The sequence below is a fragment of the Streptomyces sp. NPDC050842 genome (assembly GCF_044456565.1).
Lineage (GTDB): Bacteria > Actinomycetota > Actinomycetes > Streptomycetales > Streptomycetaceae > Streptomyces.
This window is the reverse complement of the sequence record NZ_JBITGA010000010.1, coordinates 191,315-205,953: the sequence shown is the minus strand read 5'-3', so window position 1 is coordinate 205,953 and position 14,639 is coordinate 191,315. Positions and strand designations below refer to the sequence as shown.

The window sequence follows — 14,639 nt, the reverse complement described above, 5'->3', positions numbered from 1 at the left end:
AGCGTGGCCGAGACCGTTCTCACCAACACCGGGCTCGACAGCTTCCTCGACGGAACGCCCGAGCGCCGCGACCCCGTCTTCACGCGCGCCGCCGAAGCGGTGCTGGGACTGCTCGCCCTGCGCGGGGCGGACCGGGGGAGCGGTGTGCCCGAGCCGACGCCCGGGCTCGTGCGGCACCTCCTCGTGGAGGACCTGCCGACGTTCGTGTACGCGGCGCCAGGGGAGCTCGGCGCCTATCCCGCCGTGCTCGCGGCGCTCGCCGCGCGGTTCGACGGCGGGCGGGGCGAGCGGGTCGTCGCCGTGGTCGCGGAGGCCGCGCCCGACTTCGAGCGCGCCATGAACGACCCCGGAAACCTCACCTGGAACCGCTGGTACGCCTCCCTCCTGCGGTCCTGCGGCACCGATCTCGCCGACCCCGAGGACGTACGCCGCCGGCTCGCCGCCCTCGACGGCGCGCCGCTTCCCGACGGGGTGCGCAGGGCCGACCTCATGGGTCGTACGGCCCTCGCCGAGGTCCTCCTCGCCGAGGCGCTCACCCGGGCGTACGTACGGGACGCCGAGACCTCCCCGGCCGCCGGCCCGCTCCTCACGGACCACGCCGTCGCCACCGGCATCGGGCAGGTCGCCGCGGCGCTCCTGGACCGGTGGACCGCCGCCGGGCTCGCCGAGCAGCTCGCCGGGCCGTACGCCCGCTTCGCCCCCGGCCCCGACTCCTTCCCCCACCTCGTCCTGGCCGACGCCCTCCTCGACGAGCACCTCGACTACTACGGCGACACCGGAGACCCCGTCCCGCCGCCGCCCGCCGTCGAGGCGCCGACCGGGCCCGGGGCCGTCGAGGAGGACGCCGACGCGCTCGCCGCCGCCGTCGAGAGCCTGGCCGAGGAGGAGTCCGGCCCCTACGGCGGCGAGGCGGCCCACCTGCTGTACGTGGTCTACCAGCGCGGCTGCTCCGCCGAGTCCGTCGCCCGCAAGGCCGCCGAGTACGAGGACTGGAGCGTCGACCCGGCCCTGGAGGACCTGCCCGTGCCGGTACCGGACGAGGCGCCGCCCGCGTACACCACCCCGCCCCTCGCGGAGCTCGTACGGCTCCTGGGGACGCCGGAGCTGACCGAGGCGGACCGGGAACGGCTCGCCGGACCCGCCCGCGACCTGGCCGCGGTCGTCGACCGGCTCGCCGCCACCGGCCTCCTCTTCCGCACCGGCGACGCCTTCGGGCTGACCCCGCGGGGCGCGGGCGTCGTGCGCTATCTGCTGCGAGTGCGGGGGATCGCCGCTCCCGTCGCGGCCGAGACCGCCGCCTGGGACGCGGCGGCCCTCGTCGCCGCCGCCACCGGCTGGCCCGTGTCGTCCGCCGCGCGCGTCCTCGCCGACTGGCTCCACGCGCGCGTGGACACCGCCGAGGCCTGGTCCCAGCTGCTCACCGCCCTCGGCACCGTCCACGCGGGCACCGCCGACGCGGCCGCCGCCAGGGGCTTCCTCGCCGTCCTCGACACGGACGCCGCCCCGGCCGAGGCCCTCCGCGGCGCCCTGCGCGACCCCGTGATCGGGCAGTACGCCTATGAGGTCCTGCACGCCAGGGGCGAGCGGGCGGACCACCTCCAGGTCCCCACCTCGGCGCGGGCGCTGTACGTCCTCGACGGACTGCCCGGCAAGAAGGGGCCCCTGGAGTCCCGCCGCGCCGCGTTCGACGCGGCGGCGGCCGCCTGGCCCGGCGGTTCCGCCGGCCTGGTCCGGGCGATGGCCGAGGCGGACCGTCACGAGACGGCCCGGGTCCTCGGCCCCCTCGGCGTCACCCTGCCGTGAGGTACATCCCCGAGGCTCCGGAACCGGCCGTGTTCTTGCAGCTGTGGTTCCCGGTGGGGCGGGCGTGGACGAGGGCCAGGCACCGGCCCAGGGCCTGCTGGCCGTAGGCGTTCGGGTGCATCGACTCCTGGACGAGCCCCTGCGTGCTCTGGCTGTCGATCCAGCGCGCCCACTCGCTCGACGTCGCCGACGCCGGCACGGTCGACGAGACCTGCTTGCTCGTCTTCGCGCAGACCTCGCGTCCCTGGAGCGCGTCCCGCAGGTCCATGAATTGGACGCCCTTGGCCGAGGCGACCCCCTTCAGCCGGTTGGCGAGCTGCGGGACCAGGGAGTCCCGCGCCCAGGTGGAGTCGGCGTTCCAGAAGGGGCAGCCGCCGGTGTTGGTACGGGCCCAGCCGCTCTCCGCGTACCGGTTCTCGGCGGCGCGCGGGATGGGGGAGGGGTACGACTGGAGCACGATCCGGTAGTCCGAGGACGTGTATCCCGCGGCCGTCATCACGGCCCGGATCTCGTCGACCGACCGGCCGACGTCCGCCATCACGCCGTCGATCCTCGCGTCGACCTCGGCCTGCTGGTCGTCGTGGCAGTACGAGTACCAGACGATGTAGTCCTTCGCGCAGGTGGCGATGATGTCGGCGAAGCCCAGGTCGTTGCCGCCGATGGAGAGCGCGATGAGCTCCACGTCGTGCGAGGCGGCCACGGCCGCCAGCTGGTCGGCCTGCGGGGCCTCGCCCTTGTAGGCCTGGCCGCCCTGGGAGGCCCGGATGACGTTGTCCGTGGTCGCCCCGGAGCAGGCGAGGTTGACGAGGGAGGAGGCGATCGCGCCGGCGCTCTTCACCTCGGCGGTGTCCGAGCGGTGACAGCCGCCGGCGGTGGTCCCGTACACCCGGGACGGGTCGTAGGCGCTGCCCGTCCAGGCCCGGTCGGTGCCGTTGCGGCTGCCGGAATTGGTCAGGCTGTTACCCAGCCAGCGTCCGGCCTCGCCGGAGATGTAGCTGTCGCCCATGGTGACGACGGCGGAGGGGCCGGTGCCGGGGGAGGCATGGGCGGATGGAGCGGCGACGGAGGCGAGCCCGGCGGCGGTACACAGAGCCAGGAATCCGCGCAGCGCACGGTGGGGGGTCGAAGGCATGGCTGTGCTCCTGCGGTATGCGATGCGCAGTGACGTGGGGGACAGCCGCCGGCCGGTGGCAGGCGGAATCTCGCACGGCGTGGCTTGTTACCGCTAGGTAGCTGCATATCTCGGTTGCGTCACGTCGCCTGTGACGGAACAGGGCTCCGCCCCCGGCGCGTGTGCGCGCACCGGGGGCGGAGCCCTGTTCACAGGTCGTACGGAGGCTGTTCGGCAGCTGTGCGGGCAGCCGGATCAGCCGGTTCTTCTCCGAGGTCAGCCGACCAGCTGTTCGTACGCGGGGAGCGTCAGGAAGTCCGCGTAGTCCGCGTCGAGGGAGACGTGCAGGAGCAGGTCGTGCGCCTGCTGCCACTTGCCGGCCGCGAAGGCCTCCTCGCCGATCTCCGCGCGGATCGAGGCCAGCTCCTCGGCGGCGACCTTGCGGGCCAGCTCCGGAGTCGCCGTCTGGCCGTTCTCGAAGACCACGCCCGCGTTGATCCACTGCCAGATCTGCGAGCGCGAGATCTCGGCGGTGGCCGCGTCCTCCATCAGGTTGAAGATGGCGACGGCGCCGAGGCCGCGCAGCCACGCCTCGATGTAGCGGACGCCGACCTGGACGGCGCTGACCAGGCCGTCGTAGGTGGGCTTCGCGTCGAGCGAGTCGATCGCGATCAGGTCGCCGGGCGCCACGGAGACGTCCTCGCGGAGGCGGTCCTTCTGGTTCGGCTTCTCGCCGAGGACGGCGTCGAAGGAGGCCATCGCGATCGGGACCAGGTCCGGGTGGGCGACCCAGGAGCCGTCGAAGCCGTCGCCGGCCTCGCGGTCCTTGTCGGCCTTGACCTTCTCGAAGGCCACCTTGTTGACCTCGGCGTCCCTGCGGGACGGGATGAAGGCCGCCATGCCGCCGATCGCGTGCGCGCCGCGCTTGTGGCAGGTGCGGACGAGGAGTTCGGTGTACGCGCGCATGAACGGGGCCGTCATCGTGACCGCGTTGCGGTCCGGGAGGACGAACTTGGCGCCGCCGTCACGGAAGTTCTTGACGATGGAGAAGAGGTAGTCCCAGCGGCCCGCGTTCAGGCCGGCGGCGTGGTCGCGGAGCTCGTAGAGGATCTCCTCCATCTCGTACGCGGCCGTGATGGTCTCGATGAGGACCGTGGCGCGGACGGTGCCCTGCGGGATGCCGACGTAGTCCTGGGCGAAGACGAAGATGTCGTTCCAGAGGCGGGCCTCCAGGTGCGACTCCGTCTTCGGGAGGTAGAAGTACGGGCCCTTGCCGAGGTCGATCAGACGCTGGGCGTTGTGGAAGAAGTACAGGCCGAAGTCGACGAGCGCGCCGGGGACCGGGCGGCCGTCGAACGTCAGGTGACGCTCCTCCAGGTGCCAGCCGCGCGGGCGCATGACGACCGTGGCGAGCTCGTCGGCGGGCTTGAGGGCGTACGACTTGCCGGAACGCGGGTCCGTGAAGTCGATGTTCCGGGTGTACGCGTCGATCAGGTTGACCTGGCCGAGGACCACGTTCTCCCAGGTCGGCGCGGAGGCGTCCTCGAAGTCGGCGAGCCACACGCGGGCGCCGGAGTTGAGCGCGTTGATCGTCATCTTGCGGTCGGTCGGACCGGTGATCTCGACACGGCGGTCGTTCAGGGCCGCCGGGGCCGGTGCGACCTTCCAGGAGTCGTCGGCGCGGATCGCGGCGGTCTCCGGGAGGAAGTCCAGCGTGGAGGTGCGGGCGATCTCGGCGCGACGCTCCCCCCGGCGGGCGAGGAGCTCGTCCCGGCGCGGAGTGAACCGCCGGTGCAGTTCGGCGACGAAGGCCAGAGCGGCCTCGGTGAGCACTTCCTCCTGACGCGGCAGGGGCTCGGCATCGACGACGGCCAGGGGGGACGGCGCTGGTGCGGACATGAACTGTCACTTCCTTCAGCGAACTTCACGGGCGGTGCCAGGCGGCCGCCGGGCGTCGCGGGACGGCACGGAGTGCCGCAGGCGCCGAGATACGACCGCGAGCGCCCTCTGAACTGGCAGGCGCTTCTGAACAGTGGATACTAGTTTCCTCATGGTGGAAGTTCAATGGTTTGTTGATGTCGAGATTCTCCGGATCGACAGAACGTGGCGCTCCGTGCCACGCCCGGTGCCGCGCCGCTCACTCCAGGTGGGCCAGATCCGCCTCCGTGTCGATGTCATAGGGCTCGGCCACATCCGAACAGTCCACCGGCGTGATCGCATCCCGGTGCGCCGCCAGATAGTCCCGTGCGCCCCGGTCGCCGACCGCGCCCTCGGCGATCCCCGCCCAGTGGCCGGCGCCGAACAGCACCGGATGGCCCCGGTCCCCGTCGTACGAGGCCGCCGCGAGCGACTCCCGCGAGCGGTACGCCGCACGGACCCGGGCCACCGCGACCGGTCCGATCCCCGGCTGGTCCACCAGGAACACCAGCGCCGCGTCCACCCCGCGCGGATCCGCGGCGAGCGACGCGAGCCCGGCACGCAGGGAGGAACCCATCCCCTCGGCCCACTCCGGGTTCTCCACCAGCACGCACCCGGGCAGCTCGGCCCGCTCCCGTACGGTCCCGGCCGCCGCGCCGAGCACGACGTGCACCACCTCGCAGCCGCCCTCGCGCAGCACACGCACCGCGTTCTCGACGAGGGGGCGCCCCCGGTGGGACAGGAGGGCCTTGGGCCGCCCCCCGAGCCGCCGCCCGCCTCCCGCGGCGAGCAGCAGTCCGGCGACGAGCGGGATTCGATCTTCAGTCGACGTCATGGGGACTGCATACCTCATGACGCGGAATGACACGGTCGCCTGAATTCCGTCCGAGGAGGGTGGCGCGGTGGGGTGGCGAAGGAGTTAACTGGCCGCGGCTCATCGGCGCCCGACTGCCGCCCGGCGGGTCGTCGTGGCGTGTTCGGAGCGTTCTGCGCACAGTGTCGTGCGAGGGGGAGAACCGTGTTGCGAAGCGTGGGGCAGAGGCGAGTGACCGGCGAGGGCGTGGACCCCAGGGTGGCCGAACTGCGGTCGGCCGTGTCCCGGCTCCGACGGGAACTTGCGGGTCATCGGGCCGAGTTCGCCGATCGCGGCATCGCCGAGGACGAGCTCGCCGCGCTGGACGCCATGGCGCTCAGCGGTGTCCCCGAGGTGCGCCGGCTGCGCCGGTCCCTGCTGCTGATCGCCGGCTCCATCGGCTCCGTGAGCGCGTTCGCCGACGGGCTCGCCGCGGTCCGCCGCGCGGTCGAGTACTTCGGTACGCCGCCGCAGGGCCCGGTGGGCTGAGGCCCCTGCCGTCCGGCGGTCCTACCGCCTGATCAGCCGCCGGGCCGTCGCCGCCGCCACCGCCGCCGTACGCGAATCCACGCCCAGCTTCGCGAAGATGTGCACGAGGTGCGACTTCACCGTCGCCTGGCTGAGGAACAGCGCCTTGCTGACCTGCTGGTTCGACAGGCCCTCGCCCACCAGCTGGAGCACCTCCAGCTCCCGTTTCGTCAGCGCCTCCGCAGGTGTCCGCATCCGGTCCATCAGCCGGTGGGCCACCGCCGGGGCGAGCGCCGACTGCCCGGCCGCCGCCGTCCGTACCGCCGCCGCCAGCTCCTCCGGCGGCGCGTCCTTCAGGAGGTAGCCGGAGGCGCCCGCCTCCACCGCCGCCAGGATGTCCGCGTCCGTGTCGTACGTCGTCAGGACCAGCACCTTCGGCCCGCCGGGCACCGCGGTGATCGCCGCCGTCGCCTCCGAACCGTGCATCCCTGCGCCGAACTGCAAATCCATCAGGACCACGTCCACGCCCCCGGCGGCGGCCAGCTCCACGGCCCGCTCGGCCGTGGCGGCCTCGCCGACCACCGTGAAGCCCGGCTCCGTGTCCAGAACCGCGCGCAGGCCCGCCCGGACCACCGGGTGGTCGTCGGCGAGGAGAAGCCTGATGGCCGGGGTGCCGGCCGGATCGACGGTCATGCGGAGACTCCAGCGGGGAGGGGGAGGGACACGGCCACCGCCGTGCCCTGGCCGGGTGCGGACTCGACGGTGAACGTGCCGCCCAGCGACTCGGCGCGCGAGCGCATCGCCGGAAGCCCGAAGCCGCCCTCCGAGGACTGCCGCACGGAGCCCGGATCGAAGCCCTTGCCGTCGTCGACCACGTCCAGGGTCACCGAGGCGCCCATGAACGACAGCGTGATCTCGGCCCGCGAGGCCGAGGCGTGCCGCACGGTGTTCGCGAGCGCGGACTGCGCGATGCGCAGCAGCGCCACCTCGTACGGGGTGGGCAGCTCGGTCGGCGTGCCGCTCACCGAGAACCGGACCCGCGGCCCGGCCCCGGGCCCGTAGGCGCCGTAGGACCCGTAGGACCCGTCAGGACCCGAACCGGCCCCCGGCTCGCACAGCCGCTCCAGGGCCGCCGCCAGCGAGCCGTGCTCCAGGTCGGGCGGCGACAGCGCCCTGACGAAGCGCCGCGCCTCCGCCAGGTTGTCCTGCGCCGCCTGCCGCGCCCGGTCGATGTGACCGGCGGCCGGGGAGTCCGGCGGCAGCGCCCGCTCGGCGGCGCGCAGCAGCAGCTGGATCGAGGACAGGCCCTGCGCCAGGGTGTCGTGGATCTCCCGCGCGAGCCGCTCGCGCTCGGCGAGCGTCCCCGCGTGCCGCTCCGCCGCCGCCAGCTCCGCCCGCGTCTCGATCAGCTCCTCGATGAGCCGGCGCCGCCGCTCGCTCTCCCGGTACAGGGCCTGGTACCCGAGGACCGTCGCCACCGCGACCGCCCCGCCGAGCAGCGGCCCGATGAAGACCCCCGGGTTGAGCGCGGCGCCGTGCCCCACGTACGAGAGGATCGCCGCGCCCGCCGTCAGCGTGACGGCCGGCAGCGACCAGCGCGTGGGCAGCAGATGCAGCTGGAGGAAGTAGAGCGGGAAAGCGATCCAGAGCGCTTCGGGCGTCAGCCAGAGCAGCGTCAGCCAGGACGCGCCGAGGACGCCCAGCCAGACGGCGGCGGCCCGCTGCGAGCGGCCCACGGACGGCAGCAGCGAGCCGGCCGCGTAGACCGCGCCCACGACCACCGCCATCGCCGTCCCGGCGGCCGAGTCGGCCCGTACCGCCGCGAGGACGAGAAGGCCGGCCATCAGCAGATGCAGGCAGAGGCGCAGGGCGCGCAGGGCGGGGGTGAGAGAGCGCCGGGCGGGGTGGAGGGAAGAAAGGGGATCCATGTCCCCTCCAGCGTAGACAGCGGGCGGAGGGGGAACGGACAATCCGGACTCAATCGAAAGTTTGATTGCGGAGCCATCCGTGGCGCGATGCCCGCACGGCGCCCCGCGGACCACTCTGGTCAGCATGTTCGTGGCATGGAGAGACCTGAGATTCGCCAAGGGGCGGTTCGCCCTCATGGGCACCGTGATCGTCCTGATCACCCTGCTCGTGGGGCTGCTGTCCGGGCTGACAGCCGGGCTCGCGCGAGAGAACATCTCCGCGATCACCGGCCTGCCCGCCGACCGGCTGGCCTTCGCGGCGCCGCCGTCCGGGCAGTCGGTCTCCTTCACCAACTCGACGGTGACGGAAGAGCAGTGGAGCGAGTGGGCGGAGCGGCCCGGCGTGACGGAGGCCGCCCCGCTCGGCATCCGTACGCTCAACGCCGCCGCCGGGGACCGTACCGCCGCCGTCTCCGCCTTCGGTACGGAGCCGGCGACGGGTCTCGCGCCCGAGAGCGGTCGGCTCGGCGCCGGCAAGGCGGTCCTCTCCGAGTCCGCGGCGGAGGAACTGGGCGTGGGCGTCGGCGACGCGCTGCGCCTCGGCCCCCTGGAGGCCACCGTCACGGCCGTCTCGGGCGACGCCTCGTACAGTCACACCCCGGTCGTGTGGACCTCCCTCGACGACTGGCAGAAGCTCGGGCACAGCGGCACCACCCCGCAGGAACAGGCCACGGTCATCGCGCTCAGCGGTGAAGCGGCCGATTGGGCGGCCGGCGACAAGGCCGCCGGGACCGAGGCGCGGACCATCGACGGCGCGCTCACCGCCATAGGGTCCTACCAGGCCGAGAACGGCTCGCTCCAGCTCATGCGCGGCTTCCTCTTCGCGATCTCCGCGCTCGTCATAGGAGCGTTCTTCACCGTCTGGACGATCCAGCGCAGCGGCGACGTCGCCGTCCTCAAGGCGCTCGGCGCCTCCACGCCGTACCTCCTCAAGGACGCCCTCGGGCAGGCCGTCCTCATGCTCACCGCGGGCACCCTGCTCGGCACCGCCCTCGCCGTCGGCATCGGCGCGCTGGTCAGCGGCGGGAACGTGCCCTTCGTCCTGGAGCCGCTCACCGTCCTCGGGCCCGCCGCCGTGATCATCGTGCTCGGGGTGCTCGGCGCCGCCCTGTCCATCCGGCGGATCACCGCCGTCGACCCCCTCACCGCCCTCGGGAGCGCCCGATGAGCCTCGTCCTCGACGCCGTCACCCTGACCTACCCCGACGGAGACGGCCGGCTCACCGCCCTCGACGCCGTCTCCCTGACCGTCCCCGCGGGCACCCTCACGGCCGTCGTCGGCCCCTCCGGCTCCGGCAAGTCCAGCCTGCTGGCCGTGGCCGCGACGCTGGTGACCCCGGACCGGGGACAGGTCGTCGTCGCCGGTACGGACACGGGGCCGCTCACCCCCGCCGCCCGCGCCGAGCTGCGGCGCGAGCACATCGGGATCGTCTTCCAGCAGCCCAACCTGCTGCCCTCGCTGAGCGCGGCGGAACAGCTCCAGGTGATGGCGCATCTGTCGGGACGTGCGCCGAAGTCGGTACGGGGTCGGGCGATGGAGCTGCTCGACGCGGTGGGCCTCGCGGACCAGGCGCACCGCCGCCCGCACCAGCTGTCGGGCGGTCAGCGACAGCGGATCAACATCGCGCGGGCCCTGATGAACGAGCCGTCCGTGCTCCTGGTCGACGAGCCGACGAGCGCCCTGGACCACGAGCGGGGGGCCGCGGTCATGGACCTGCTCGCCGGCCTGACGGCGGAGCGGGGCACGGCGACGGTGCTCGTGACCCACGACAGGACCCATCTGGCCCGCACGGACCACACGGTGACGGTGCAGGACGGGCGGGTCACGGAGGCCGTGAAGGCGTAGCGCACGCGCGAAGGCGCCCGGAACCGTGACGGTTCCGGGCGCCTTCGCGCGTGCGGGGCGACGCGTCTCGGGCTCAGCCCTGGCCGTTGCCCGTCGTGTTGGCGAGGGCCGCCGACAGTTCGCGGGCGACCTGCTGGAGGATCGGGACGATCTTCTCCGTGGCCGCCTCGGTGACCCGGCCGGCCGGGCCCGAGATCGAGATCGCCGCGGCGGTGGGGGAGTCGGGGACCGGCACCGCGAGGCAGCGGACTCCTATCTCCTGCTCGTTGTCGTCGACCGCGTACCCGGTCGCGCGGACCGCTTCGAGGGCGTCGAGGAAGCCGTCCGGCGTGGTGATGGTCTTCTCGGTGGCCGCCGGCATGCCGGTACGGGCGAGCAGCGCGCGTACCTCCTCCGCCGGGGTGTCCGCGAGGAGCGCCTTGCCGACGCCGGTCGAGTGCGGCAGGACCCGTCGGCCGACCTCGGTGAACATGCGCATCGAGTGCTTGGACGGCACCTGGGCGACGTACACGATCTCGTCCCCGTCGAGCAGCGCCATGTTGGCCGTCTCGCCGGTCTCCTCGACGAGCCGCGCCAGGTAGGGGCGGGCCCAGGTGCCGAGGAGGCGGGAGGAGGACTCGCCGAGCCGGATGAGGCGGGGGCCGAGCGCGTACCGCCGGTTGGGCTGCTGGCGCACGTAGCCGCAGGCGACGAGGGTGCGCATCAGGCGGTGGATGGTGGGGAGCGGCAGTCCGCTGCTGGCGGAGAGCTCGCTCAGCCCGACCTCGCCCCCGGCGTCGGCCATCCGCTCGAGGAGGTCGAAGGCACGCTCAAGGGACTGGACGCCACCGCTCGCGGCGGCGGGCTTGGCGGCGTCGGTGGTGCTGGCGCTGGACGTCGGCACGTCAACGGTCCTTTCGAGGCAGGCGGGCAAGTCAGCAGCCTACCGGGCCACCGGCCGGGACACCCGGTCCTGGTACCGGTGTACGGGCCGGTCAGGGGGTGTTTGTCCGGTGTCGGGGAGGGCTCGGCGCGGTCCGGCTCCGCCCCACATGTGTGGAGCTACGTTCTACTGTACGGAATTTCCATTCCACTTTGTGGAAACGTCTAAGTCGGGTTCGCCGACGGCCGATGCTGGAAGTGTGCCCTTGACGACATGTCGTCCGGAAGTGAAGACTCCTTCAACAGTTCGTTGAATTTCCCGGTTCCTCAGTGAATCGCTTGAAGAAGGGGTATGGGTGGACGTCAACCTGGTCCTGCGCTCGACTCGCGTCATCACCCCCGAGGGGACCCGCCCGGCGTCGATCGCCGTCTCCGGCGGGACGATCGCGGCCGTGCTGCCGTACGACGCCGAGGTACCGGCCGGCGCCCGCCTGGAGGACGTCGGCGACGACGTCGTCCTGCCGGGCCTCGTCGACACCCACGTGCACGTGAACGACCCGGGCCGCACCGAGTGGGAGGGCTTCTGGACCGCCACCCGCGCGGCGGCCGCCGGTGGCATCACCACGCTGCTCGACATGCCGCTGAACTCCATCCCGCCGACCACGACGGTGGAGAACCTGCGGGTGAAGCAGGACGTCGCCCGCGCGAAGGCGCACATCGACGTCGGCTTCTGGGGCGGCGCGCTGCCCGACAACGTCAAGGACCTGCGCCCGCTGCACGACGCCGGGGTCTACGGATTCAAGTGCTTCCTTTCGCCGTCCGGCGTGGACGAGTTCCCGTCCCTGGACCAGGAGCAGCTGGCGAACTCGCTCGCCGAGATCGCGGGCTTCGACGGTCTGATGATCGTGCACGCCGAGGACCCCCACCACCTCGCGGCCGCGCCGCAGAAGTCCTCCGCCGAGTACGCCGACTTCCTCGCCTCCCGGCCCCGGGACGCCGAGAACACGGCCATCGAGAACCTGGTCAACCAGGCCCGACGGCTCAACGCCCGCGTCCACGTCCTGCACCTGTCCTCCTCCGACGCGCTGCCGTTGATCGCCGCCGCGAAGGCGGACGGCGTCAAGGTCACCGTCGAGTCGTGTCCGCACTTCCTCACGCTCACCGCGGAGGAGATCCCGGACGGCGCGACCGAGTTCAAGTGCTGCCCGCCCATCCGCGAGGCCTCCAACCAGGACGCCCTGTGGCAGGGGCTCGCCGACGGCGTCATCGACTGCATCGTCTCCGACCACTCGCCGTCCACCGCGGACCTCAAGACCCCCGACTTCTCCTCCGCCTGGGGCGGCATCTCCTCCCTCCAACTCGGCCTCCCCGCGATCTGGACCGAGGCCCGGCGCCGCGGCCACTCCCTGGAGGACGTGGTCCGCTGGATGTCCGAGGCGCCCGCACGACTCGCGGGCCTGACGCGGAAGGGCGCCATCGAGGCCGGCCGTGACGCCGACTTCGCCGTCATCGACCCGGACGCGACGTTCACCGTCGACCCGGCCGAGCTCCAGCACCGCAACCGGATCACCGCCTACGCGGGCAAGACCCTCAGCGGCGTCGTCGCCTCCACCTGGCTGCGCGGAGAGCGGATCGTCGACCGCGGCACCCTCGCCGAGCCCTCCGGCCGCCTCCTCGAAAGGAACACCTGACGTGTCCGTCATACCCAGCTTCACCGGTGACGCGAGCCCCTACGGCGGCGGCGACCCCTACGCCGACTACCGGACGGCCGACTTCCCCTTCACCCAGTACGCGGACCTCGCCGACCGGCGCCTCGGCGCGGGTGTCGTCGCCGCCAACGACGAGTTCTTCGCCGAGCGCGAGAACCTGCTCAAGCCCGACGCCGCCGAGTTCGACCCCGAGCACTTCGGCCACAAGGGCAAGATCATGGACGGCTGGGAGACCCGCCGCCGCCGTGGCATCTCCGCCCAGCAGCCGCACCCCACCGACGACGACCACGACTGGGCGCTCGTACGCCTCGGCGCCCCCGGCGTCGTCCGCGGCATCGTCCTCGACACCGCCCACTTCCGCGGCAACTACCCGCAGGCCGTCTCCGTCGAGGCCACCTCCGTCGCGGGCTCGCCCTCGCCCGAGGAGCTCCTCGCCGACGACGTGAAGTGGACGACGCTCGTCCCGCGCACCGCCGTCGGCGGCCACGCCGCCAACGGCTTCGCCGTCGACGTCGAGCAGCGCTTCACGCACCTGCGCGTCAACCAGCACCCCGACGGCGGCATCGCCCGCCTCCGCGTCTACGGCGAAGTGGCACCGGACCCGCGCTGGCTCGCCGTCCTCGGCACCTTCGACCTCGCGGCCCTGGAGAACGGCGGCCAGGTCGAGGACGCCTCCGACCGCTTCTACTCCCCGGCCACCAACACCATCCAGCCGGGCCGCTCCCGCAAGATGGACGACGGCTGGGAGACCCGCCGCCGCCGCGACAAGGGCAACGACTGGATCCGCTACCAGCTCGTCGCCGAGTCCGAGATCCGCGCCGTCGAGATCGACACCGCGTACCTCAAGGGCAACAGCGCCGGCTGGGCCGCCCTCTCGGTCGCGGCCGAGGGCTCCGAGGACTGGGCCGAGATCCTGCCCCGGACCCGCCTCCAGCCCGACACCAACCACCGGTTCGTGCTCGACACCCCGGCGGTCGGCTCCCGGATCCGGATCGACATCTACCCGGACGGCGGCATCTCCCGCCTCCGCCTCTTCGGCTCCCTCACCGAGGCCGGCGCGGCGCGACTGACCGCCCGCCACCAGGAGCTGGGCGGCTGACGCAGGACACCCGAGAACCGGAGGCCCGGCCCGACCGGCCTCCCCCTGAACCGGGCGGGTACGACACCCCGCCCGGCCCGCGAGGGCGCACCGACCGACAGCACGGTGCGCCCTCGCGTAACCCCTCCCCGCGTCAAGCCGCGTGTCCGCCGTCCACCGCGAACTCCGCTCCCGTCACGTACCGCCCCTCCGGACCAGCGAGGAAGGCGACCATCGCCGCCACCTCGTCCGCCGTGCCGAAGCGGCCCAGCGCCGTCATCGCCGCCTGGCCCTCCGCGTACGGGCCGTCCGCCGGGTTCATGTCGGTGTCGATCGGACCGGGGTGGACGATGTTCGCCGTGATGCCGCGCCCGCCCAGCTCCCGGGCGAGCGCCTTCGTCAGGCCGATCAGCGCCGCCTTGCTCGTCGCGTACAGCGTGCCGCCCGGTCCGGGGACCCGCTGCGTCATGCAGGTGCCGATCGTGACGATCCGCCCGCCCTCCGGCAGCCGCCCGGCCGCCGCCTGCGAGGCGAGGAAGGCCGCGCGGACGTTCACCGCGAGGACCCGGTCCACGTCCGCCAGGGTCAGCGACTCCAGCGGGCCGAGCACCCCGGCGCCCACACTGTTCACGAGGACGTCGAGCCGCCCCAGGGCGTCCGCCGCCCACTCCACCGCGCCCGCCGCGTCCCCGGCGTCGGCCGCGTCGGCGCGCAGGGGCAGCGCCTTGCGCCCCGCCGCCTCGATCCGCGCGGCGACCTCCTTGGCCGCCGCCTCGTCCCGTACGTAGGTGAAGGCCACATCGGCGCCCTCCCGCGCCAGGCGGACGGCCGTGGCCGCACCGATCCCGCGGCTGCCGCCCGTCACCAGAACCGCCGTGCCGTTCATCGTGGACATCCCGAAACCTCCGTCAGAAGTGCTCAGTTGTTGCGGGTTCAATGAAAGTCGCCGGGGCGGCCGGACGCTGGCAGGAATCGGACGCCGACCCGATCACCGATGAGTTCCGCCGAGCGGTGCGGTCCACGCTTC

General features: G+C 73.1%; 13 protein-coding genes. 6 read left to right on the top strand and 7 right to left on the bottom strand.

Annotated features, from left to right (window positions below; translation table 11 throughout):
* Positions 1-3: 3 nt before the first annotated feature.
* Complete coding sequence (locus tag ACIBG6_RS30715; protein ID WP_399225952.1) at positions 4-1,803, top strand: hypothetical protein; 1,800 nt, start codon at positions 4-6, stop codon at positions 1,801-1,803.
* Here the strand turns inward: ACIBG6_RS30715 and ACIBG6_RS30710 are convergent.
* The 3 genes from ACIBG6_RS30710 to ACIBG6_RS30700 form a co-directional block, all read right to left on the bottom strand.
* Complete coding sequence (locus ACIBG6_RS30710; RefSeq protein WP_399225951.1) at positions 1,790-2,935, bottom strand: GDSL-type esterase/lipase family protein; 1,146 nt, start codon at positions 2,933-2,935, stop codon at positions 1,790-1,792. The genes ACIBG6_RS30715 and ACIBG6_RS30710 overlap by 14 nt on opposite strands.
* Positions 2,936-3,190: 255 nt before the next feature.
* Positions 3,191-4,813: a malate synthase A gene (aceB, locus tag ACIBG6_RS30705; RefSeq protein WP_399225950.1), complete on the bottom strand. Its 1,623-nt coding sequence runs from the start codon at positions 4,811-4,813 to the stop codon at positions 3,191-3,193.
* Positions 4,814-5,051: 238 nt separating this feature from the next.
* The gene (locus tag ACIBG6_RS30700) at positions 5,052-5,666 is read right to left on the bottom strand and encodes an NTP transferase domain-containing protein (protein WP_399225949.1); all 615 of its coding nucleotides are present in this window, start codon (positions 5,664-5,666) and stop codon (positions 5,052-5,054) included.
* Positions 5,667-5,849: 183 nt separating this feature from the next.
* Here ACIBG6_RS30700 and ACIBG6_RS30695 point away from each other — a divergent pair, with 183 nt between their 5' ends.
* On the top strand, positions 5,850-6,173 hold the full coding sequence (locus tag ACIBG6_RS30695) for a DUF5955 family protein (protein ID WP_399225948.1): 324 nt from the start codon (positions 5,850-5,852) through the stop codon (positions 6,171-6,173).
* A gap of 21 nt (positions 6,174-6,194) precedes the next feature.
* Here ACIBG6_RS30695 and ACIBG6_RS30690 read toward each other — a convergent pair whose 3' ends face one another.
* Together ACIBG6_RS30690 and ACIBG6_RS30685 are read right to left on the bottom strand one after the other, a co-directional pair.
* Entirely contained in the window at positions 6,195-6,845 is a 651-nt protein-coding gene (locus ACIBG6_RS30690) for a response regulator (protein WP_399225946.1), read from the bottom strand.
* Positions 6,842-8,080 carry a sensor histidine kinase gene (locus tag ACIBG6_RS30685; RefSeq protein ID WP_399225945.1) on the bottom strand — a complete coding sequence of 413 codons (1,239 nt, stop codon included), beginning with the start codon at positions 8,078-8,080 and terminating at the stop codon, positions 6,842-6,844. Before ACIBG6_RS30685 ends, ACIBG6_RS30690 begins: the two co-directional genes overlap by 4 nt.
* 124 nt (positions 8,081-8,204) lie before the next feature.
* On the opposite strand from ACIBG6_RS30685, the gene ACIBG6_RS30680 reads away from it, so the two are divergent.
* Both ACIBG6_RS30680 and ACIBG6_RS30675 read left to right on the top strand, forming a co-directional pair.
* The gene (locus ACIBG6_RS30680; RefSeq protein ID WP_399225944.1) at positions 8,205-9,287 is read left to right on the top strand and encodes an ABC transporter permease; all 1,083 of its coding nucleotides are present in this window, start codon (positions 8,205-8,207) and stop codon (positions 9,285-9,287) included.
* The gene (locus ACIBG6_RS30675; protein ID WP_399225943.1) at positions 9,284-9,964 is read left to right on the top strand and encodes an ABC transporter ATP-binding protein; all 681 of its coding nucleotides are present in this window, start codon (positions 9,284-9,286) and stop codon (positions 9,962-9,964) included. The genes ACIBG6_RS30680 and ACIBG6_RS30675 overlap by 4 nt, the downstream gene beginning before the upstream one ends.
* Before the next feature lie 73 nt (positions 9,965-10,037).
* On the opposite strand, the gene ACIBG6_RS30670 is transcribed toward ACIBG6_RS30675, so the two are convergent.
* A complete protein-coding gene (locus ACIBG6_RS30670) occupies positions 10,038-10,847 on the bottom strand; it encodes an IclR family transcriptional regulator (protein ID WP_329620460.1) in 810 nt (269 codons plus the stop codon).
* 334 nt (positions 10,848-11,181) lie between these two features.
* Between ACIBG6_RS30670 and allB the strand changes: the two genes are divergently transcribed.
* Positions 11,182-12,516: an allantoinase AllB gene (gene allB, locus ACIBG6_RS30665; protein ID WP_399225942.1), complete on the top strand. Its 1,335-nt coding sequence runs from the start codon at positions 11,182-11,184 to the stop codon at positions 12,514-12,516.
* Position 12,517: 1 nt separating this feature from the next.
* A complete protein-coding gene (gene alc, locus ACIBG6_RS30660) occupies positions 12,518-13,633 on the top strand; it encodes an allantoicase (protein WP_399225941.1) in 1,116 nt (371 codons plus the stop codon).
* A gap of 133 nt (positions 13,634-13,766) precedes the next feature.
* On the opposite strand, the gene ACIBG6_RS30655 is transcribed toward alc, so the two are convergent.
* Positions 13,767-14,507: an SDR family NAD(P)-dependent oxidoreductase gene (locus ACIBG6_RS30655; RefSeq protein WP_399225940.1), complete on the bottom strand. Its 741-nt coding sequence runs from the start codon at positions 14,505-14,507 to the stop codon at positions 13,767-13,769.
* Positions 14,508-14,639 lie beyond the last annotated feature (132 nt).

Excerpts from the sequence above, each read along its gene's own strand:
- ACIBG6_RS30700 (WP_399225949.1), bottom strand. The coding sequence starts at position 5,666 with ATGACGTCGACTGAAGATCGAATCCCGCTCGTCGCCGGACTGCTGCTC.
- ACIBG6_RS30710 (WP_399225951.1), bottom strand. The coding sequence starts at position 2,935 with ATGCCTTCGACCCCCCACCGTGCGCTGCGCGGATTCCTGGCTCTGTGT.
- ACIBG6_RS30685 (WP_399225945.1), bottom strand. The coding sequence starts at position 8,080 with ATGGATCCCCTTTCTTCCCTCCACCCCGCCCGGCGCTCTCTCACCCCC.
- ACIBG6_RS30655 (WP_399225940.1), bottom strand. The coding sequence starts at position 14,507 with ATGTCCACGATGAACGGCACGGCGGTTCTGGTGACGGGCGGCAGCCGC.
- ACIBG6_RS30680 (WP_399225944.1), top strand. The coding sequence starts at position 8,205 with ATGTTCGTGGCATGGAGAGACCTGAGATTCGCCAAGGGGCGGTTCGCC.
- ACIBG6_RS30675 (WP_399225943.1), top strand. The coding sequence starts at position 9,284 with ATGAGCCTCGTCCTCGACGCCGTCACCCTGACCTACCCCGACGGAGAC.
- ACIBG6_RS30690 (WP_399225946.1), bottom strand. The coding sequence starts at position 6,845 with ATGACCGTCGATCCGGCCGGCACCCCGGCCATCAGGCTTCTCCTCGCC.
- aceB (WP_399225950.1), bottom strand. The coding sequence starts at position 4,813 with ATGTCCGCACCAGCGCCGTCCCCCCTGGCCGTCGTCGATGCCGAGCCC.